We start from the raw sequence: 20,074 nt of genomic DNA on the forward strand, positions 1-20,074 counted from the left end.
TGCGGGCGGTTACGTGCGGCGGGGCGCGGGTGGTTGCCGCACCGCACCGGGCGCCGGTGCGCGGCGGGGATCAGACCGACCCACCGGGCACGGGGCGCGGCCGGGATCAGACCGACCCACCGGGCACAGGGCGCGGCCGGGATCAGACCGAGGCGAGGAACGTCCGCACGCGCTCCAGCAGCAGCCGGTACGCATCCGCGTCGAAGTCCCCGAGCGAGGCGTCGGTGAACAGGTGCTGATCGCCCGGGTAGAGGAACAGCTCCGCCGCCGAGGCGGTCGCGGCCAGGTCGCGTGCCGCGGGCAGGTCTTCGGCGAAGTACTCGTCGCCCTCCTTGCCGTGGATCTGCACCGGCACGCCGCCGGGCCACGGCGTCCCGTACTCGGTGACGGGGATGCAGGCGTGCAGGAGCAGGGCTCCACGCGCGCCGGGCCGGGTCTGCGCGAGCTTCTGGGCGGCCGTCACGCCGAAGGAGAGGCCGGCGTAGACCAGTTCGGGGCCGAGGCCCTCGGCCGCCGCCACCCCGCGCTCCCTGAGCGCGTCGAACCCGGCTTCCCGCACGAACCCCATGCCCTCGTCCAGGCTGCCGAAGGTGCGGCCGTCGAACAGGTCCGGGGTGTGCACGGTGTGGCCGTCCCGGCGGAGGTCGTCGGCGAACGCGCGGACGCCGTCGGTCAAGCCCTGCACGTGGTGGTAGAGGAGGACCTCAGCCATGTCTCGCGGTGCCCTTCGCCTGTTGGTCGACCGTCCCGGGAACGCCCCGGAACGCTGGTGCCTCACGCGGCACCCGACCCTCTCACACCACAGGGGCGCGCGGCAGGCGGTTCACGTCCACGCCCCGTGGGCGGGCGGCGGGGTGCGGCAGGGGCCGTACGGGAGTCCCGGACCCGCACCGGCCCTGCCGCACCGGGGCGTCTCAAAGGCCCCGCGCCCGGTCGGCGGCCTCCGGTCCCACCGTGGCGCGGAAGACGACCCCCTCTCCCGTGAGCGAGACCGCCTCCGACGCGGGGACGTAGAGGGAGTGCCCCGGACCGATCCGCAGTGCGGCGCCGGCCGCGGCCGACGCCGCCTCCGCCCGGCCCTCGACGCAGAGGAGGATCTGCGGGGCGCCCGAGGGGAGCGGGCGCGGCCGGTCCGCGCGGCGGAGCCGGTACCGCGAGAGCCGGAAGTCGCCGACGGGGGCCGGGTAGACCTCCTCCCCCGCCTCCCCCGCCGCGGGGGTGAGCAGATGGCCGGGCCGGGCGGTGAAGCGGACCACGCGCAGCAGCTCGTCACGGTCGACGTGTTTGGAGGTGAGGCCGCAGCGCAGGACGTTGTCGGAGCTCGCCATGATCTCCACGCCGAGGCCGGAGAGGTACGCGTGCGGGACGCCGGAGCCGAGGAACAGCGCTTCGCCGGGCGCCAGTTCGACGCGGCGCAGCATCAGGGCGGCCAGCAGACCGGGGTCGCCCGGGTGGGCGCGGGCGACCTTCGCGTAGGCGGCGAGGTCGTCGCGGTACGGGCCGGTGTGCGCGACGCGCCCCTCGCCCGCCGCCGTGACGGCCTCCGTGACGGCGCCGGTCAGTCCGGCGGGCGGGTCGAGGAAGCCGGTGAACACCTCGGTGAGGGCGGCGCCCTCCGGCCGCGTGCGCAGCGTCCGGGCGTACGGGCGCAGGCCGGGTACGGCCAGGGCGTCCAGGAGGTCGGCGCACCCCGCGGGGTCCCGGAAGCCGCACAGCCCGTCGAACCGGGTGAGGGCGACGATCATCTCGGGCTTGTGGTGGGGGTCGCGGTACGTGCGGTGCGGGGCGTCGAGGGGCACACCGAGGGCGTTCTCCCGCGCGAAGCCCGCTTCGGCCCGGGCCGCGTCGGGGTGGACCTGCACGGACAGCGGGGCGTCGGCGGCCAGCAGCTTCAGCAGGAACGGCAGCCGGGGGCCGAAGCGGCGCAGGGCGGGGGCGCCGAGTTCCGTCAGGGGGTCCGCGCCGATCACCCGGTCCAGCGGCAGCGGCCCGCCGGCGCGGTCGACGCGGGAGGGGGCGGCGGGATGGGCGCCCATCCACAGCTCGGCCTGCGGCTCGCCGGTGGGCGGCGTCCCCAGCAGGTCCGGGATGGCGGTGCGCGAGCCCCAGGCGTAGGGCTGCACGGTGTTGGCGAGGAGGTCCACGGGTTCCCTTCATGTCCGGGTCATGAACGCTGTGTGGTCGCGCGCGGGGTGCGCGCCGGGTGCGTCGTGCGCGTCCGGTGCGCCCAGCGCGCCGGGTGTGCCGAGCGCGTCCGGTGTGTCGCGCCCGTCCGGTGTGCCGGGCGCGGCATCCATGCCGGTGCCTCGCGGGCTCCGGCCGGTGGTCACGAGCGGGTGGCGGCTTCGCCGACGGCGGTGCCGCCCGGCCCCGTGAAGCCGCCCGACCCCGTGAGCCCGCCCGGCCGCGTGAGCCCTTCCGCCCGTGTGAGCCCGTCCGGCCGCGTGAGCCCTTCCGCCCGCGTCGGGCCGGCGGTCGTCGCGCCGGCGGCGGCTGCCGCCGCCCCGATCAGCCCGGCGTCGAGCGCGTGGTGGGCCGGCACCACCGGGACGTCGCGGGTGAAGTCCAGGGAGGCGTAGTCGGCGAGGTGGCGGCGGATCGGGCCGAAGAGGACCTCGCCGGCCTGCGCGACGCCGCCGCCGATAACCACCAGGTCGAGTTCGACCAGAGCCGCCGTCGCCGCGATGCCCGCCGCCAAGGCCCGGCCGGCGCGCTCGAAGGCGGCTCGCGCCCTGGGGTCACCCGTGCGGGCGGCGTCCGCGACCGCGGCGGCCGTCGGCGGTACGCCGGGCGGCGGGGTCCAGCCGGACTCCAGGGCGTGGGCGGCGATGGCGGTGCCGCTGGCGAACCGCTCGACGCAGCCGCGGGCGCCGCAGGGGCAGAGGGGGCCGTGCTGGTCCACGGTGATGTGGCCGATGTGGCCGGCGTTGCCCGACCTGCCGGTGTGCAGGGCGCCGTTGAGGACGAGACCGCCGCCCACGCCGGTGGAGACCACCATGCAGAGCGCGTTGTCCACGGCCCTGGCCGCCCCCGTCCACCGCTCGGCGGCGGTCATCGCCACGGCGTCACCCACCAGGACGGGCCGGATCGCGGCCGGCAGGCGAGGGTGTTCGCGCACCCGGTCCACGAGCGGAAACGACCGCCAGGCGGGGATGTTGACCGGGCTGACCGTGCCGGCGGCGGTGTCGACGGGCCCGGCGCTGCCGATGCCCAGGCAGGACAGGGCGGTCCACTCGGGGCGGGCGGACAGGTCGTCCAGGACGGCGGTCACCCGCGCCATGAGCTCGGCCGCGGAGCCCTGGGCGGGGGTGGCCCGCCGGGATCTGGCGAGCACGCGTCCCTCGCCGTCCACGAGGGCGCCGGCGATCTTCGTACCCCCGATGTCGAGTGCTCCGTACACCATGATGCTGACGCCTTTCCTGAGCGCGGACGGGGAATGCGCTGCACACTCTGGGCGCCGGATGACAACGTTGTCCAGTTAACGGGTTCAGTTCAGTCCTCGTTTAGTAAAACCAGGGCCGATCCGGCCTCTCGGCCTGGACGGGGGCGCTGAATCGCCGCATGCTCGGCTCTGTTTTCCCGCAGCCGATTGCCACGGCTCCCGAGCGAAGGGCATCCCCTCCATGGTGGACCCCGCGGCTTTTCCGCCCGGCTTCGCATGCGGCGCCGCCACCTCCGCGTACCAGACCGAGGGCGCGACGCGGGAGGGCGGGCGCGGGCCGTCGATCCGGGACACCTTCGCGCGGCGCGCGGGCGCCGTCCTGGACGGCGCCACCGGCGACAGGGCCTGCGACCACTACCACCGCCACCGGGAGGACGTCGCCCTGCTCGCGGGCCTCGGCGTGGACACGTACCGCTTCTCCGTCGCCTGGCCGCGCGTCCAGCCGTCCGGCGAAGGCCCGCTCAACGAGCCGTGGCGCAGCGCCTTCCTGGGGTCTACATGACCGTCGGCATCCTCGGGACCGCTCGCGTGCTCGAGTGCCGTCGCGTCGGCATCGGCGCCGCCACGCGGTGGTTCGCCGGCGGCGAGCCGTTCGACGAGAACCTGGTCGAACGGCTCGCGGCATCGCCCGCTGCGTCAAACTGTTCATGTTCCGGCCCGAGGCCGCCGCGGTGCTGGGGCTGCCCGTCGGGTACACCGGCGTCGTCGACGCGGAACGCGGCGTCGTCGAAGTGCGGGACCCGCGGGGCGCCGTCGTCTTCTCCGACCGGTGAGACACGAGTCGGGCCGGGGTGCCGGTGGAAGGAAGAGAGGCCGGGCACGTGACGTGGAAGCAGACCGATGAGGCGACTCCCGATCAGCGGCGGCTGATCGATGTGGGGGTGGAGTACTGGCGGCGGTTGGTCCCGCGGGACGCGCCGCTGGCCGTGGAACTGCTGCCCGAAGACGGCGCCGTGGTGGTGTCGCACGCGGTGCGCGGCGGCGGCCGGATCTATGTGGCGTCGGACGAGTCGGTGCTGTTCGCGGCTTCGGGCGCGCCGCCGCACGAGGCGATCGAGGTGTTCCGTTCGGGGCGGCGGACACCGCCCGGGCAGTTCCGTCCGCGCGGCGGCCGGGCGTCGGCGGGCGCCCCGGCGGAGGAGCTGTTCACCCTGGAGTCGCTTCCCCGGCTGGAGGAGCGGCTGCGCGCTCTCGCCGTGGCCATGGGCCACCGGAAGGAGCTGATGACGTCCCGCCAGGGCGACCAGCTGTTGCACCTGGGGGACTTCGAGACGTGGCACGACCTGGTCCCCGCGGACGGCGGCTACGCGGTGCGGGTGACGGACCGGGGGCGGACGCGGGTGCTCGGGACGGCGACGCGTGTGGAGGACGCCGCGCGCCTCTTCGTCGTGGTCTGCGGCATGCGGCTCCACACGGACGGGCTGTCGGCGGCCGGACTGCGAGCCCGGATTCCCGCGGGTGTGGACGTCGTCGAGTCGGAGGGCGGCGAGTTCGTCGTCGAGTGGACGGACGGCGGACAGCACCGGGTCACGGTGCAGGGGGACTACCGGGCGTATCCCTTCGCCGCGTCGGTCGGCCGGTCCCTCGACGCGATGCTGGGCGCCCCCGGCGGCCGCCGGCGCCGGTGACGGCCGGGCCTCGTCCACCTGCGCGGGTGACGTCCCGCGGGTCGCGGTGCCCGGCGGTACGGGCCCGGGGGCACCCTGCTCACCGGCAACCGCCACTGGGCCGGGGACGGCCCCGTACTCCTCGAGTGGCGCCCAGCACAGCCTCGGGTGGGGGCGGGGACGGCCCCGGGTGGGCCCGTCCGCCCTAGCCGACCAGGCGGCGGCGCCAGTCCAGCGGGGTGACGGTGATGGCCCGGGCGGGGTCGCGGTCCCACTCGGCGCCGAGGCCGACGGCTTCGAGTGCGGCCACCACCTCGTGGCCGACGGCCGCGGTGGTCTCCGGCGAGCCGTCGAAGCCGCCGTAGAGGAGGGTCAGTCCGTGGCCGGCCGCGGCGGAGTCCGTGCACTGGGTGTGGAAGTAGACGAAGCCGCGGGCGTCGGGCGCCGCTTCAGCACCGATCTCGGACTGGCCGCAGCTGCGGCAGCAGGTGAAGTTCTCGCGGGCCGTGATACCGGCCTCCTGCAGGGCGGCGAACGCACGGGTCAGCCGCTCCGGGTCCGTCTCGCCCTGCCACAGCGCCTGCTCCGCGACCCGCTCCAGCCACAACCGGTCGGCCAGCGCCTGTGCCTGCTCCGGCGAGACGGGCCGGCGGTCACCGCTGACGAGGTACTCCTCGGCGAGCTCGGCCAGTTCGGCCCGCGAGGCGTAGCCGCCGACGAGCACCTCGCGGACGCGCTTCTCCAGCTCCTCGCGCTCCTCGTCCTCCAGGTCGAGCGGCGGCACCTCCGGGACGGGGCCCATGTCCAGCAGGGACCACGTCGGTCCGCCGTCCCATCCGGCCTCCTGGCGCGCCCAGCCGGTCATCGCCGCGATTACGGCCTCGGGTCCGTCGACCGTCGTCTGGAAGTGCCGGTCGACGGCGCCGTCGCGGTACTCCAGCGTGTAGTCGCCGCCGTCCTGGTGCCACACCTGAGCGAAGACGTCCGGCAGGTCGGGTATCCGCTGGACCACCAGGAACCGGTCACCGTCGCCTCCGATCCGCCGGACCAGCCCTGCCAGCTCCCCGGCGGACACGCGGACGTGCCGCTCCCAGTTCTCCGTCTTCACCACGATCTCGAGCATGCGCAGACTCTGGCACACCCCTCTGACAGAGGATCCTCCGGCACCCGCGACGCCCCCCCCCCGCCGCGAAAGCCGGCCGGCCCGGCAAGCCCGCCCAGCCGGGCCGGCCCGACCAGACCGGACTGTTCCTCCGCGGTCGGTCAGGAACGCGAAGGTCCCTCGATCTCCGCGAGCCCGCAGTGCAGTCGGCGGGCTCCCCGGGCGACATGGTCGTCGGCGTCGTCCGACAGTTCCGCGCAGAGCCGGAGCGCCTCGTCCAGGTCGTCCGGGCAGGCGCTGAAGACGTCGACGACCGCGGTGCGGATCCAATCGGCATGGTTGTCGTCGGCGACGGCCAGTGCGGACGCGACGATCGCCAGTCCCGCCTTGTCCAGGCGCCGCAGCAGGCCCTCCGCGGTCCGCCTGGTGACGAAGGTGTCGTCAGGGTCGGGCACGAGTCCCAGCAGCGGCTCCACGGCCTCCCGCATCCCGGCGAAGCCCGCCAGGCTCTGACCGGCGTCCGCCCGGTCGCGGAAGTCGTCGCTTCGCGCGAGTTCGCGCAGCGCCGCGACGGCCGCACGCCGCAGGTCGGTGTCCACGGGCCCGCCCGCCTCTCTCCAGGGATCGGGGCAAGGTAGCACCGGGGCGCCGCGCCGGATGATCGACGGGACAGGGTCAGGGACGGGTGCGGCCGGGGAGGGCTCTCCGGGCGGGCCCGCCGGGTCAGGGGGCGGGGGCGATGCCCCAGGCCGCGGCCCGGGCGGCCGCGGCGGCGCGGTTGGGGACGTCGAGCTTCGCGAGGATGTGCTCGATGTGGGTGCCGACGGTGCGCGGGGTGATGTACAGCCGGGCGGCGATCTCCCGGTTGGTGCGGCCCGCGACCAGTTCGGCGAGCACCTGGAGCTCCCGCGGGGAGAGGCCGCCGGGGCGCCGCCCCTCCTCGGCGGGGGCGTGCCGCCCGGGCGGCAGGCCCCCGCGCGGGTCGACGGCCGCGGCGAGGGCCTCGGTGAGCAGCGTGACCACCGCGCGCGCCGGGTCGGGTGCGCGCCGCGGGCGGCGGGTGCTGACGTTGAGCATGCCGACGTACCGTCCGTCGGGGGCGAACAGGCACTGGGCGACGCCGTCCCGGATGCCGAGGGGCCGCAGCACGTCGCGGAAGCCGGGCGACGCGGCCAGGAGGTCGCGGGGCACGTCCCCGAGCCACAGCCCCCCGCGCGCCGGGCCCCGGAGCACCGCGAACACCGGGTCCCGGTGGAGGCGGGTCTCGATGTACGCGGTGGCCTCGCCCGGGTAGCTGCCGGCCAGGGTGGTGTGGCGGCCGCGCCGCGCGTCCCACCGGGCGAGGGAGGCGTGGTCGTACTCCACCACCTCCGACAGCGCCGCCAGGACCGTGTCGGCGCCTGCCGCGCCGGCCGTGGCGCTCCTGGCGGCGGCGCGGACATGGACGGCCGCCTCCAGGATGTCCGCCGTGCCGCGCTCCGCTGTCACCCGTCCAGGATGATCATGTATCCGGAGGACGTCAATCGCGCAGGGCGTCGTGCACGACCCGCCCGTCCATGACGGTGAGGACGACCGGCATGCCGGGGATGTCGTGCGGGTCGGCGGCGAGCAGGTCCCCGTCGAGCACGCACAGGTCGGCGGCCTTGCCCGGCTCCAGGGAACCCTTCCAGTCGTCGGCGAAGTCCTGCCAGGCGGCGTCGGCTGTGTACGTGCGGATCGCCTCGGCCAGGCCGATGCGCTGTTCGGGCCCGCTGACCCGGCCGGCCGCCTTGGATTCCCGCAGCACCATCGTGGCCAGGCCCTGGCGCCAGTCCGGGTACGTGACGGGGGCGTCGGACCCGCTGGCGACGCGTACCCCGGCGTCGATGGCGTCCCGGTACGGCCACGCGTACGCGGCCCGGTCGGCGCCGACGAACTCCTCCTCCATGTCCGCGACGGTCCACTTGATGGTGGGGTTCATGTTGGCGCCGAAGCCGTGTGCGGCCAGGACCTTCATGCTGTGGGCGGTGAGGAAGTCGCCGTGGATGACGTAGTGGCGGGCGTCGGCCCTCGGCAGCCCGGCCATCGCCGCGGCGAAGGCGTCCACGACGGTGTCGGCGGCCCGGTCGCCGGTGACGTGGACGCCCAGCTGGTGCCCCGCGGCGTGGGCGTGCCGGATCATGGCGCGGATCTCCGCGACGCGCTCGGCGTCCGTCTCGCCGCCGACGCACAGGCCGCCGCAGCCGCCGCCGACGTACGGCTCGTGCATCCAGGCCGTCTTGTTGGGCACGATGCCGTCGGCGAAGATCTTGACGCCGTGGACGGCGAGGCGCCGCGGGTCGGCGGCGCGGGTCCCGGCGAGGGCCTCGTCGGCGTCGAGGGCGTCGAGGGCGCGGGCGAACTCCTCGGCGGTGCCGGCCATGCCGGTGGGCAGCAGCAGGACGCCCACGCGGGCGGTGAGTTCGCCCGCGGCCAGCAGCTCCCGGTAGACGTCGAGGGTCTCGCTGCCGAGCGCGCCCCGCATGATGCCGTCGCCGCCGGGGCCGAGGCCCGGTTCGGTGTAGCTGGTCACGCCCAGCCGGGCGAGCGTGGCGAGGGTCGACCTGACGGCGCCGGCGCGCTCCCGCCGGCTGAGCGGCGGCAGCGCGTTCTGGACGAGGGCCTGGGCGCCTTCGTGGAGAAGCCCGGTCGGCTCGCCGGACTCGTCCACGACGACGGCCCCGCCGGGCGGCGCGACGGTGTGCCGGTCGATGCCGAGGAGCCCCAGCGCCCTGGAGTTGACCCAGGTGGCGTGCCCGGAGAAGGAGTACAGGACGACGGGGTGGTCCGGGCTCACGGGGTCGAGGTCGTGCCGTGACGGCTGCCGCGACGGATCGGCCGCGCACTCGGCGAGGTAGCCGGTGTCCCAGCCGTGACCGGTGATCCACTGTCCGGCGGGGGTCCGTCCGGCGGCCTCCCGCACCGCGCCGGCGATGTCCGCGAGGGAGGAGGCTGCGGGATGCCCCACCTCCAGGGAGAGCGGCGGGGAGGCCATGCCGAAGGCGCAGCCGTGCAGATGCGAGTCGTTGATCCCGGGCAGCAGCGTGGCGCCGCGCAGGTCGATGACGCGGGTGCGGGGCCCGATGAGCGGTGTGACGTCCGCCCGCGCGCCGACGGCGGTGATGGTGCCGCCGGTCACGGCCAGGGCGGAGGCGACGGAGAAGTCGGCGTCGACCGTGACGACCCGGCCGCCGAGGAACACCAGATCGGCATGCGTGTCCACAGAAGGTCCTTTCGGAATCCGGGCGCGGGGCCCGGGAGCGATCTCCCGAGGACTATGGCCCGGTGGCGTGCACCGGCACATCGGTCATCCCACCGATACGGCCCCGGCCGCCGCGCCGCGGCCGCGCAAGACGACTCCCCTGCCGCGAGGGCCGGTTGGGCGCCGGCCCCGCCCGACGATCCGGGGGATCCCCCTCAACGGTTCTGCCGGGCCTGGACACGGCGCATCCAGGACGACGGTCCCTCGGCGCTCCCGGCCCGGATTCATGGAGGTCGGCGGGCAGTGGACGCCCAAGGTTCCTCGTGCGGTGCAGTGGCGGGCCGGCTCCCGCACGTCTCCCGGCGCGTGTGGCTCGTGTCGGCGCCCCGGCCGCGTGGGCGGTGGACGGGCGTCCGACCTCCCCACGGGGCATCGATGTTGAGAGACTGCGGCCATGGGATCTTGGGGAACCTTGGGGCCGGCGCTGTTGTCTCTCGTAGGGGTCGCGCTCGGCGCGTGCGGGTCGCTGTTCGGTCAGTACCTCGTCTCACGCGCGAGCACCCGACAGGTCGAAGTCCAGGAATCGGCCGCTCACCGGGCGGAGCTCAAGGCCGCGGTGCTGAACTTCGTGCGTATTGCGCTGCATTTGGAGAAGGCGGCGCTCACACGCTCGGACGCCGCCGGCGCCGCGGCCGATTCCGAGATCGGCCGGCTCGTCGACGACCTGTGGCTCGCTCAGGCCGAGATCGACCTGGCGGCCAGAAGCGAGCCCTTGCGGGGCGCCACCTATCGTTATGCGCTCCGTCTCGCTGAGGCGGCCCGAGGCGAGATGGCCGACGCGTCGGCGCTCCGCGGGCCGCAGGTCCAGTTCATGGACGCCGCGTACGGCGACATGTGGCCCGGCCGGCGACGGGCGGACGGGGAGCTCGACACACGTCGGTGAGACGGCCTCGCTGCGGCCGGTGCGATCACGGCGTCGGAGCCGGCCTGGACAGCCCGGCAGCCGCGCTCACCAGGCTGCGTCCGTGCCAGTCGGGCATGGCGGACGGCATCGCACAGCGCGGCCAGGCCAGGGGGACGGGCCCGGCCGCGCCCCGCGGTCGCCGTCCGCAAGCGGGTTGCCAACCCCCCTTGCGGAGCAGAGGACTTCGCCCGGCCGCCCGGACCCGACCCCCGGTTACGGCACGGTCCGCGCGGATGGCAGGGTCGACTCCCGCATCGCCTTCCCGGGTCGCCCGGCGAGGAGTTGACGTACCACCGGATCGGCCCGCCCCGGCCGAACGACGCCCACCACGTCATCCGGGACACCCTGTGCTGGACGCACCCGTTCACGCCGCGGGAGTCCGGGGCCGGGGCAACGGCGCAGGAACGCGAAAGGAACGACTGATGAGCACCTCCATCGACTACACGGCCCGCGAGTACGGCGGTGTCGACGTGCCCGAGCGGCTGAAGGAGATCCGCGCCGCGCACGACCGGTTGCGCGCAGCCGCCGCGGAGCTCACGGAGGAGGGCGCCCGCGAGGCGATCCACCTGCCGGGCTGGACGCGCGGCCACGTCCTGATCCACCTCGCGGACCTGTCCAGGGCCTTCGCCCGCCAGGCCCGTTACGCGGTCGAGGGCAGGACCGTCGAGGTGTACGACGGCGGCCGGCCGACCCGCGACCGGCGCATCGAGGAGCTGCACGGCGAGCCGGTCGAGTGGCTGCGCGAACAGCTCTCCGAGGGCCTGACCGCCCTGGAGGAGGCGTGGGACGCACTCGGCCCCGACGGCTGGGAGCTGCCCTGCGCATACCGCGACTCGCCGCTGTTCGCGACGCAGTTGGCCTGGTGGCGCGAGACGGAGCTGCACACCGTCGACCTGACCGTCGGCTACGGCGCCGAGGAGTGGAGCGCCGCGCTCTCCTCGCACGTGGTCTCGTTCCTCGCGGTCCGGCTGCCGGAGGGCGTCGTGCTGAAGGCGGACGACACCGGTGAGGAGTGGTCCGCGGCCGCCGCGGGCTCCGGCCCGGTCGTGGTCCGCGGTTCGCTGCGGTCGCTGGCCGCGTGGATCTCCGGTCGGCCGCACCCGGCGTCGCCCGTCGTGGACGGCGACCCGTCGGCGGCGCTGCCCGAGCTGAACGCCTGGCCGTAACGCTCACCGGGGCGGGCCCGCGCACGGCGGGCCCGCGCCCGTCGGGCCCGCGCCCGTCGGGCCCGCGCCCGTCGGGCCCGCCCTGGCGGCGAGGGCACCGTGTCCGCGAGTCGGCCGATCTTGCGATGCTCTCCTCATGACTCCCTCAACTCCCCCCTCGCAGCCTCCCGTTCCCCCCGCTCCAGCTGCTGCTTCCGTCGCCACACCTGCCCCCGTCGCCGCCGGGACCGGTACCCGGCCGGCGGCGGTGCCCGACGTGCCGCGTGCCCTGGCGCGCACCCGGAGGTTCTCGCTGGGCGTGCCGGGCCGGTTCACGGTGTCGCCGGACGGCGCCCGGATCCTGTTCGTACGGACCCGGTCGGGCACGGACCCGGTGGGTCTGCTGTGGCTGTTCGAGGACGGCGGTGAGCGGCTGCTCGCCGACCCCGCCGCGCTCGGCGGCGCGGACGACGGCGACCTGCCGGAGGAGGAGCGGGTCCGGCGGGAGCGGGAGCGCGTGATGTCGTCCGGGATCACGGCGTACGCGACGGACCGGGACGCGCGCCTGGCGGTGTTCACGCTGGGCGGGGCGCTGTGGGCGGTGCGGACGGACGGCGGGGCGCCCTGGCGCGTACCGACCGCGGGGCCCGCCGTGGACCCGCGCCCCTCACCGGACGGCTCCCTCGTCGCGTATGTGACGGGCGGCGCGCTGCGCGTCGTCGGGGTGGACGGCGCGGACGACCGGGCGCTGGCCGTGCCGGAGGGGCCGGACGTCGTCTACGGCCTGGCGGAGCACGCGGCGGCCGAGTCCATGGGCCGGCACCGCGGGTACTGGTGGGCGCCGGACGGGGACGCGGTGCTGGTGGCCCGCGTGGACCAGTCCCCGGTGGCCCGCTGGCACCTGGCCGACCCCGCCGACCCGGCCCGGCCGCCGCGCGTGGTGCGCTACCCGGCGGCGGGCACCGCCAACGCCGTGGTGACCGTCCATGTGGTGGGCCTCGACGGGCGCCGTACGCCGGTGCGGCTCCCGGCGGAGGCGGACGCCGGACGGCATCCGGACGGCGCGTGGACGGACCGGCGCTTCGAGTATGTGACGGCTGCCGGGTGGGACGCGCACGGCCCGTTCGTCGAGGTGCAGACCCGCGACCAGCGCACGACCGGACTGTTCGCGGCGGACCCGGCGACGGGCGCCGTGCGGCCGCTGGGCCTGGCGCACGACCCGGCGTGGGTGGCGCTGACGCCGGGCACGCCGCTGCGCACCGCGTCCGGCACGCCGGTCGTGGCGCACACCGGGGAGGACGGGACGCGCGCGATCCGCGTCGGCGACGCCGTCTCACCGGCCGGGCTCCAGGTCGTGGAGGTGCTCGGCGCGGTGGGCGAACGCGTGTACTTCACGGCGAGCGAGGACCCGTCGGAGAGCCAGGTGTGGCTGTACGACCCCGAGGCCCCCGCCGCCGGTCCCGGTCCCGGAACGGGCGGCAGCGGTACCGAAGGCCCCGGCGAGCCCGGCGGCGCGGGGGTGTTCCGCCGGGTCGGCGGGGAACCGGGCGTGCACACCGCGGCGGTCGGCGGGGACACCGTCGTCCTGCAGAGCCGCACCTGGCACGGCACTTCCGTGTCCGTGCTGCGCGGCGGGAAGCCGGTGGGCCGCATCGCGGTCCTGGCCGACGCCCCTCCGGTACGTCCCCGCGCCGCCCTGCTGACCCTGGGCGAGCGGGGGCTGCGGGCCCATCTGCACCTGCCGTCCTGGTACGAGCCGGCGTCCGGCGAGCGCCTGCCGGTGCTGCTCAGCCCGTACGGCGGGCCGGGCCTGCGGCTGGCGACCCGGGCGTACGGGTGGTGGAGCGCCGTCGCCCAGTGGTTCGCCGAGCACGGGTTCGCGGTGCTGATCGCCGACGGGCGGGGCACGCCGGGGCGCGGCCGGGACTGGGAGGTCGCGGTGCGCGGCGACCGGCTGGGGCCCGCGCTCCAGGACCAGGTGGACGCGCTGCACGCGGCGGCGGAGCGGTACCCGGCCCTGGACCTCGGGCGGGTGGCGATCCGGGGCTGGTCGTACGGCGGCTATCTGGCGGCCGGGGCGGTGCTGCACCGGCCGGACGTGTTCCACGCGGCGGTCGCGGGCGCCGCGCCGACGGACCGGCGGCTGTACGACACGCACTGGGAGGAGCGGTTCCTCGGCCATCCGGAGGTGGAGCCGGGGAACTACGAGCGGTCGTCCCTCGTGCCGGTGGCGCACCGGCTGGCCCGGCCGCTGATGCTGGTCCACGGGCTGGCGGACGACAACGTGGTGGTGGCCCACACCCTGCGGCTGTCCGCGGCGCTGCTCGCGGCGGGCAGGCCCCATACGGTGCTTCCGCTGCCGGGGGCGACGCACATGGTGACGCGGGAGGACGTGGTGGCCCATCAGCTGCGGCTGGAGCTGGAGTTCCTGACGAGCTCCCTCCGGGGCTGAACGGGGCGGGGCCCGGCCGCGTACCCCGTGGGGACAGGCACACGGTCCGTCCGTCCGCCGCGCACACGGCGGCCGGGCGGACCGTGCGGGACACCCGGAAAGGAACCGCGCATGGCCAAGGGGACCGGAGCAGCACAGGGGACGAGCGGTGCGGTGGCGCGCCGGACGGTCGTCGCCGCGGCGGGAGGCGCGGGTCTGGCCGCCGTGCTCACGGCGTGCGGCGGTCCGGACGGCGCGGCACCGCCCGCGGCCGGGGGCGCCGGCCAGGGCGCGGGCGGCGGCTACGGTACGGGCGGCGCCAACGGCACGGCGGGCACGGGCGGCGCCAGCGGCTCGGCGGGCACGGGCGGCGCCAGCGGCTCGGGCGGTGCGGCGGGCTCGGGCGGTGCGGCGGGCGGGCGGGTCCTGGCGCGGAAGTCGGAGATCCCGGAGGGCGGCGGCAAGGTCTTCGCCGATCAGGGCGTCGTGGTCACCCAGCCTGCCGCGGGGCAGTTCAAGGCGTTCTCGGCGATGTGCACCCATCAGGGGTGCGCGGTGAAGGACGTCGCCGACGGGGTCATCAACTGCCCCTGCCACGGCAGCACCTTCGACGCCGCCGACGGCAGTGTGAAGGCGGGTCCGGCGACGGCCCCGCTGGCGCCCGCGTCGATCACGGTGGAGGGCGACACGATCAAGCTGGCCTGAGCCGGGCGCGCGGCCGGGGCCGTCAGCCCTCGACGGCGGCGCCGGCCTCCCGCAGGGCGTCGACGGCGGCGCGGATGGAGGGCCGCCGGTCCGCGTCCGCCCGCCACACGGCGTAGATGTGCCGCCGCATCTGCTGCCGGACCGGTACGAGCGCGACACCGTCGGGCACGGGTCCGCGGCCGAGGCGGGGCGCGACGCACACGCCGAGGCCCGCCTGGATGAGCGCCAGCTGCGTGTGGTGCTCGCCCGCGAGGTGGGCGATGCGCGGCTCGATGCCCTTGGAGCGCAGGGTGAAGACGAGCCAGTCGTGGCAGAACTCCCCCTCGGGCCAGGAGACCCAGTCGTCGTCGGCGAAGTCCTCCAGGTCGACCTCGGCGCGCCCGGCGAGCGGGTGGTCGGCGGGCATGGCCACGTCGGCGGCGTCGTCCAGCAGCGCGGCCTGCGCGAGCCCACCGGGGACGGGGAGGCGCTTGTTGCTCCAGTCCAGCACCACGGCGAGGTCCACGTCCCCGCGCAGGACGTGCCGGATGCCGGGCTCCGGTTCCAGTTCGCTGCTGCGGACCCGCAGCTCGGGGTGGCTCGCCCGCAGGGCGGTGATGGCGCGGGGGAACAGGCCCCGTGCGGCGGTCGGGAAACCGGCCAGCCGCACCTCGCCCACCACCCGGCCGCGCTGGGCCTCGATGTCGGCCTGGGCGAGCGCCACCTGCGACAGGATGCGGGCGGCGTGCCCGGCGAGCAGCTGCCCGGCGTCGGTGAGCCGGACACCCCGCCCGTTCTTCGCCACGAGCTGCTGGCCGACCTCGCGTTCCAGTTTGGCCAGCTGCTGGGAGACGGCCGACGTGGTGACGTGCAGGCCGTCCGCCGCCCCGCTGACCGAGCCGTGGCGGGCGAGGGCGTCGAGGGTGCGCAGGCGCTCCAGGTTCAACATGTAAGCAACACTAAGGGGAAGTGGGAAGAAACTCTCGCTTGTTCTAAGAAGTTCGGTGGGTGAGGCTGGTCGCCATGAGCACAGCGATCCCGCCCCGAACCACCTCGGCACCCACCCCCTCCCCCGCGTCCGCGCCCTCCGCGCTGGCGCCCGTCCCCGCAGCCGCGCCTCCGGCCGTGCCCGCGCCGGCCCGGGGCCCGCGCGTCGACTGGCGGATCCGCTTCGCCGTGCTCGCCGTGGTCTGGGGCTTCAGCTTTCTGCTGATCAAGGTGGGCACGTCCGCGTACGCGCCGTTCCAGGTGACGTTCGGGCGGCTGCTGTTCGGCACGCTGGTGCTGGCCGCGGCCATGGCGGTCCGCCGCACGGGACTGCCGCGCGGCGCCCGCACCTGGGCCCATCTGACGGTGGCGGCCTTCTTCCTGAACGCGCTGCCGTTCTCGCTGTTCGCCTTCGCCGAGCTGACGATCCCCTCGACGCTGGCCGGCATCTGCAACGCCACGTCACCGCTGTGGGGCATGGCCCTGTCGCTGGTCGCCCTCTCGGAGGACCGGCCCACGCGGCGGCGCGTCGCGGGCCTCGGCCTGGGCTTCCTGGGCGTCCTCACGGTGCTCGGCGCCTGGCAGGGCTTCTCGGGCGTCGACATGACGGGCACGGCCATGGCGCTGCTGGCGTCGCTGAGCTATCCGGTCGGCTGGATCTATGTGCGGCGCACGCTCGCGGGCCGGGAGGAGTCCCACCTGTCGCTGACCGGCGCGCAGTTGCTGCTGGCGACCGGCCAGCTGGCGGTGGTGACGCCGCTGTTCACCAGCTGGCCGGAGGAGTTCCCGCTCGTCCCGCTGCTGGCGGTGGTCGCGCTGGGCGCGCTCGGCACGGGCTTCGCGATGCTCGTCCAGTACGGCATCGTCTCGGAGGTCGGGCCGACCACGGGGCAGATGGTCACGTACTTCATCCCGGTCATCGCCACGGCGGCGGGCGTGACGCTGCTGGACGAGCGGCTCACCTGGAACACCCCGGTCGGCGCCCTGATCGTGCTGGCGGGCGCGGCGCTCACCCAGAGCCGCACGGGAGCACCGCCCCGCGCCAAGTAACCGGGAACGCCACCCCGCGCCGGGCGACCCGGACGGTCCTCCCGCGCCGGGCGACCGGGAACGCCGCCCCGCGCCGGGCGCCCGGGAACACCCGCGCCGCGCCGGGCGACCGGGGGCACGCTCCCGCGCCGGGCGACCGGGAACGCCGTACGGCGCGAGCGGCCGCGGGGTCCTCGTCCCGCCGGCGCGCCCGCGCCGGCGGAGGCCTCAGCGGGAGGAGCGCGCCGGCACGGGCCCCGTCGCCGCCGCGACGGCCTCGGCGACGGGTTCGATGTCGGCGGCCGTCAGTCCGGACACGGTCAGCCGGATGCCGGGCGGCGAGGAGAGCCGGAAGCGCGCCCCCGGCGCCACCGCCCATCCCGCCTGCAGCATCCGCGCGACGGCGCCGGTCTCGTCGGCCACCGGCACCCACACGTTCATGCCGCTGCGCCCGTGCGCCTGGACGCCCCGGGCTGCCAGCGCCCGCACCAGCGCGTCGCGCCGCTCCCCGTACGCGCGCCCGACGGCCGCGCGGTCGACGGCGCCGGTCTCCCACAGGTGGACCACCGCGCGCTGCAGGACGCGGCTGACCCAGCCGGGCCCGAGCCGCAGCCGCCCGAGCACCCGGTCCACGGTGACCGCGTCGCCGGTGAACGGCGCCACCCGCAGGTCGGGGCCGTACGCCTTGGCGACCGACCGGACGAAGGCCCACCGGTCGGTGGCCCCGGACAGCGGGTGGAGCGGCACGTCCACGAAGCCGTGCCCGTGGTCGTCCTCCACCAGCAGCACGTCCCGGTGCCGGCCCAGCACCTCCCGCAGCCGCGCGGCCCGAGCGGCGCTCACCGCGGCGCCCGTCGGGTTCTGCGCCCGGGCGGTGACAATCATCGCGCGCGCCCCGTCCCGAAGCGCCCGCTCCACGTCGCCGGGCAGCGGGCCCTCGTCGTCCACGCCGACCGGCACGGCCCGCAGCCCCAGCGCCGGCACCAGGTCGAACACGCTGCCCCAGCCGGGGTCCTCCACCGCCACGGCGTCACCGGGCCGCAGGTGCGCGGCGAGGACGCGCTCGATGGCGTCCAGCGCCCCGCTCGCCACCCCCATGGGCCCGGCCGGCACTCCGTCCTCGTCGAGGGCGGCGCGCGCGAGGCGGGCGAAGTCCCGGTCCAGCGGCGGCTCGCCGTACATCACGGACCGTCCGCCGTCGTGGTCCGCGGCGGCGGCCAGGGCCGGGCCGAGCGGCGGCAGCAGGGCCGGGTCGGGATTGCCCTCGCCCACGTCCCGCACGCCCGGCGGGGCCTCGATCCGTACGGCGTCGCGCGGGGTGGTGACCGGCCGGGGCCGCACCCGGCTGCCCCGCCGCCCGGCGGTCTCGATGACCCCCCGCTCGCGCAGGGTCCGGTACGCGGCGGCCACCGTGTTGGGGTTCACCCCCAGCTCGGCCGCCAATTCCCGCATGGGCGGCAGTAGTTGGCCCGGCTGGAGGTCGCCCGAGCCCACGCCGCGCTCCACGCTGGCCGCGATATCCGATGCGCGGCGCCCACTGATCCGATACTCTCCTAGCACAAACAAGATTATGCACTAGTGCAATGGAGGGCGCAATGCCGGAGGCCGCCATGCCGAAGACCGCCTCGTCCGCCGCCGGTGAGCCGGCGTCCCGCGGCGCGTACGAGCCGAGCGAGCTGACCGTCCCCACGCGCGGCCGCCCGAGGGCGTCGTACGACCGGGAGCTGGTCCACTCGATACTGGACGAGGCGTACGTCTGCCACCTGGGGTTCGTCCGCGACGGCCGCCCGGTCGTGCTGCCGACGCTGTACGGGCGGGTCGGCGAGCGGCTGTACGTCCACGGCTCCACGGGCTCGCGGCCCCTGCGCATGGCGGACGGCCGCGCCGGCGCCGATCCGGGGCTCGCGGTGTGCCTGACGGTGACCCATGTCGACGGCCTGGTCCTGGCGCGCTCGGCCTTCCACCACTCGGTCAACTACCGCTCGGTCGTGGTGCACGGCACGGCCCACCAGGTCACGGACCGGGAGGAGAAGCTGGCCGCGCTGGACGCCCTGGTCGACCACGTCGTACCGGGCCGCTCCGCCGACTCCCGGCCCGCCGACGCCAAGGAGCTCGCCGCGACGGCCGTCCTCCGCCTCGACCTGGCCGAGGTGTCGGCGAAGGTCCGCACCGGCGGCGTCAACGAGGAGCCCGAAGACCTGGCCCTCCCCCACTGGGCGGGCGTGATCCCCCTGACCACCCGCTACGGCACGCCGGTCCCGGACCCGGACCTGGCCCCGTCCGTCGCCCTCCCCTCCTACCTCGCCGCCCTCTGAGGAAGGCGCCCGCCGAGGCGCGGGCGCCTTCCGCAGCGACGGGGCCCGGGCGGAGGCCGAGGCGCGGGCACCTCCGAGGCGAAGGCACCCGCGGCGGAGGCCGAAGCACGCGCACCCTCCGGGAGGAAGGCGCGCGGCGTCAGGAGGCGGGTGCCCGGTCGGCGGGCGACCGCTCGCCGTCCGGCAGCGGGTCCGAGCCCGCGACCGGCCCGGTGCCGGTCTTGGGCGTGGTCGACTGGGCGATGAAGGCGCCCACGAGGACGAGCGCGCCGCCCGCGAGCTGGGGTGCCGTCAGGTGCTCGCCCAGCAGCACCCAGGCGAGGACGGTCGCGATGACCGCCTCCAGGCAGGCGACGACCCCGGCGACCTGCGGGGAGAGACGGCGCACGGAGACGACCCCGGTGACGTACGCGAAGACGGTCGCGACCAGCACGATCCAGCCGAGCAGCAGCAGGGCGGGCGCGGGCGTGCCGCCCAGGTCGGCGGTCCCGGCGAGGACGCCCCAGTCCATGCCCCAGGGCCGGGCGACGACGGTGAGCAGGGCGGCGCCGACGAGGAGGCCATACGCGATGACGCCGAGCGGGTTGACGGGCCGCTCCTCGCCGGCGCCCTGGTCGGACAGGACGAAGTAGCCGACCTGGCAGCAGGCGGCGCCGAGCGCGAGGACCAGGCCGAGCAGGTCGAAGCGGAGCCCGGACCACACCTCGACGACGCAGGCGAGGCCGGTCACGGCGAGCACCACCCCGAGGGCGGCGGCCCGTGTGACGGGGCGGCGCTGCACGAACCGGACCCAGCCGAGGACGAGGGCGGGCGCGAGGTACTCGATGAGCAGCGCGACGCCGACGGGTATGCGGGAGAGGGCCGCGAAGTAGAAGGCCTGCACCCCGGCGACGGCGAGGAGGCCGAAGCCCGCGAGGAGCGCCGGTTTGCGGCGCAGCAGGTCCCGGTGGCGCCAGGCCACGGGCAGCATGACGAGCGCGGCGCCGGTCACCCGCAGCCACACCACGTGCAGCGGGTCGAGGCCCGCCTCGATGAGCGGCTTGGCCGCGACACCTGATCCACCGAATGCGAACGCCGAGGCCAGGGCCAGTCCCAGGCCGGCGCTTCTCACCTGAGACGCGTGCATCGGCACATGATGGCAGGCGGGC

18 protein-coding genes and 1 pseudogene are annotated in these 20,074 nt (G+C 76.1%); 9 read left to right on the forward strand and 10 right to left on the reverse strand.

Annotated elements, in window-relative coordinates:
- Positions 1–142: 142 nt before the first annotated feature.
- From ACSUPT_RS03280 to ACSUPT_RS03290, 3 genes are all read right to left on the reverse strand, one after another.
- Positions 143–712 (reverse strand): dienelactone hydrolase family protein, encoded by a 570-nt coding sequence (locus ACSUPT_RS03280; RefSeq protein ID WP_436943433.1) that lies wholly within the window; start codon positions 710–712, stop codon positions 143–145.
- A gap of 202 nt (positions 713–914) precedes the next feature.
- Positions 915–2,144: a mannose-6-phosphate isomerase, class I gene (manA, locus tag ACSUPT_RS03285; protein WP_436943434.1), complete on the reverse strand. Its 1,230-nt coding sequence runs from the start codon at positions 2,142–2,144 to the stop codon at positions 915–917.
- Positions 2,145–2,326: 182 nt separating this feature from the next.
- Complete coding sequence (locus ACSUPT_RS03290; protein ID WP_436943435.1) at positions 2,327–3,403, reverse strand: ROK family protein; 1,077 nt, start codon at positions 3,401–3,403, stop codon at positions 2,327–2,329.
- 220 nt (positions 3,404–3,623) lie between these two features.
- Here ACSUPT_RS03290 and ACSUPT_RS03295 point away from each other — a divergent pair.
- The 3 genes and pseudogenes from ACSUPT_RS03295 to ACSUPT_RS03305 all read left to right on the forward strand — a co-directional run.
- Positions 3,624–3,908: pseudogene (locus tag ACSUPT_RS03295) on the forward strand (family 1 glycosylhydrolase); the annotation flags it as partial.
- A 181-nt stretch (positions 3,909–4,089) separates the two neighbouring features.
- Complete coding sequence (locus tag ACSUPT_RS03300; protein WP_403500832.1) at positions 4,090–4,215, forward strand: hypothetical protein; 126 nt, start codon at positions 4,090–4,092, stop codon at positions 4,213–4,215.
- 48 nt (positions 4,216–4,263) lie between these two features.
- The gene (locus ACSUPT_RS03305) at positions 4,264–5,070 is read left to right on the forward strand and encodes a hypothetical protein (RefSeq protein WP_436943436.1); all 807 of its coding nucleotides are present in this window, start codon (positions 4,264–4,266) and stop codon (positions 5,068–5,070) included.
- A gap of 184 nt (positions 5,071–5,254) precedes the next feature.
- Here ACSUPT_RS03305 and ACSUPT_RS03310 read toward each other — a convergent pair whose 3' ends face one another.
- The 4 genes from ACSUPT_RS03310 to ACSUPT_RS03325 all read right to left on the reverse strand — a co-directional run bounded on the left by ACSUPT_RS03310 (position 5,255) and on the right by ACSUPT_RS03325 (position 9,392).
- On the reverse strand, positions 5,255–6,172 hold the full coding sequence (locus ACSUPT_RS03310) for a DUF6891 domain-containing protein (RefSeq protein ID WP_399220020.1): 918 nt from the start codon (positions 6,170–6,172) through the stop codon (positions 5,255–5,257).
- A gap of 140 nt (positions 6,173–6,312) precedes the next feature.
- Positions 6,313–6,750, reverse strand: coding sequence for a hypothetical protein (locus tag ACSUPT_RS03315; RefSeq protein WP_436943437.1), 438 nt, complete (start codon positions 6,748–6,750; stop codon positions 6,313–6,315).
- Positions 6,751–6,874: 124 nt separating this feature from the next.
- A complete protein-coding gene (locus ACSUPT_RS03320; RefSeq protein WP_436943438.1) occupies positions 6,875–7,639 on the reverse strand; it encodes a LuxR C-terminal-related transcriptional regulator in 765 nt (254 codons plus the stop codon).
- 31 nt (positions 7,640–7,670) lie between these two features.
- A complete protein-coding gene (locus ACSUPT_RS03325) occupies positions 7,671–9,392 on the reverse strand; it encodes an amidohydrolase (protein ID WP_436943439.1) in 1,722 nt (573 codons plus the stop codon).
- A gap of 433 nt (positions 9,393–9,825) precedes the next feature.
- Here ACSUPT_RS03325 and ACSUPT_RS03330 point away from each other — a divergent pair, with 433 nt between their 5' ends.
- From ACSUPT_RS03330 to ACSUPT_RS03345, 4 genes are all read left to right on the forward strand, one after another.
- On the forward strand, positions 9,826–10,314 hold the full coding sequence (locus ACSUPT_RS03330) for a hypothetical protein (RefSeq protein ID WP_399220024.1): 489 nt from the start codon (positions 9,826–9,828) through the stop codon (positions 10,312–10,314).
- A gap of 443 nt (positions 10,315–10,757) precedes the next feature.
- Positions 10,758–11,501 (forward strand): maleylpyruvate isomerase family mycothiol-dependent enzyme, encoded by a 744-nt coding sequence (locus tag ACSUPT_RS03335; RefSeq protein WP_436943440.1) that lies wholly within the window; start codon positions 10,758–10,760, stop codon positions 11,499–11,501.
- A 136-nt stretch (positions 11,502–11,637) separates the two neighbouring features.
- Positions 11,638–13,932, forward strand: a complete 2,295-nt coding sequence (locus ACSUPT_RS03340; RefSeq protein ID WP_436943441.1) for a prolyl oligopeptidase family serine peptidase — start codon at positions 11,638–11,640, stop codon at positions 13,930–13,932.
- Positions 13,933–14,043: 111 nt separating this feature from the next.
- The gene (locus tag ACSUPT_RS03345; RefSeq protein WP_436943442.1) at positions 14,044–14,616 is read left to right on the forward strand and encodes a Rieske (2Fe-2S) protein; all 573 of its coding nucleotides are present in this window, start codon (positions 14,044–14,046) and stop codon (positions 14,614–14,616) included.
- Between the two features lie 22 nt (positions 14,617–14,638).
- Here ACSUPT_RS03345 and ACSUPT_RS03350 read toward each other — a convergent pair whose 3' ends face one another.
- Positions 14,639–15,544 carry a LysR family transcriptional regulator gene (locus ACSUPT_RS03350; protein ID WP_351967283.1) on the reverse strand — a complete coding sequence of 302 codons (906 nt, stop codon included), beginning with the start codon at positions 15,542–15,544 and terminating at the stop codon, positions 14,639–14,641.
- A gap of 74 nt (positions 15,545–15,618) precedes the next feature.
- Here ACSUPT_RS03350 and ACSUPT_RS03355 point away from each other — a divergent pair, with 74 nt between their 5' ends.
- Positions 15,619–16,632: a DMT family transporter gene (locus tag ACSUPT_RS03355; RefSeq protein WP_436943443.1), complete on the forward strand. Its 1,014-nt coding sequence runs from the start codon at positions 15,619–15,621 to the stop codon at positions 16,630–16,632.
- Between the two features lie 207 nt (positions 16,633–16,839).
- Here ACSUPT_RS03355 and ACSUPT_RS03360 read toward each other — a convergent pair whose 3' ends face one another.
- On the reverse strand, positions 16,840–18,171 hold the full coding sequence (locus ACSUPT_RS03360) for an aminotransferase class I/II-fold pyridoxal phosphate-dependent enzyme (protein ID WP_399220031.1): 1,332 nt from the start codon (positions 18,169–18,171) through the stop codon (positions 16,840–16,842).
- 50 nt (positions 18,172–18,221) lie between these two features.
- Between ACSUPT_RS03360 and ACSUPT_RS03365 the strand changes: the two genes are divergently transcribed.
- Positions 18,222–18,926 (forward strand): pyridoxamine 5'-phosphate oxidase family protein, encoded by a 705-nt coding sequence (locus ACSUPT_RS03365; protein ID WP_365730071.1) that lies wholly within the window; start codon positions 18,222–18,224, stop codon positions 18,924–18,926.
- A gap of 139 nt (positions 18,927–19,065) precedes the next feature.
- Here the strand turns inward: ACSUPT_RS03365 and ACSUPT_RS03370 are convergent, their stop codons facing one another.
- Positions 19,066–20,052 (reverse strand): EamA family transporter, encoded by a 987-nt coding sequence (locus tag ACSUPT_RS03370; protein WP_361661274.1) that lies wholly within the window; start codon positions 20,050–20,052, stop codon positions 19,066–19,068.
- Between the last annotated feature and the right edge of the window lie 22 nt (positions 20,053–20,074).

The organism is Streptomyces sp. SudanB25_2051 (genome assembly GCF_964272635.1).
In the GTDB taxonomy this organism is placed as follows: domain Bacteria; phylum Actinomycetota; class Actinomycetes; order Streptomycetales; family Streptomycetaceae; genus Streptomyces.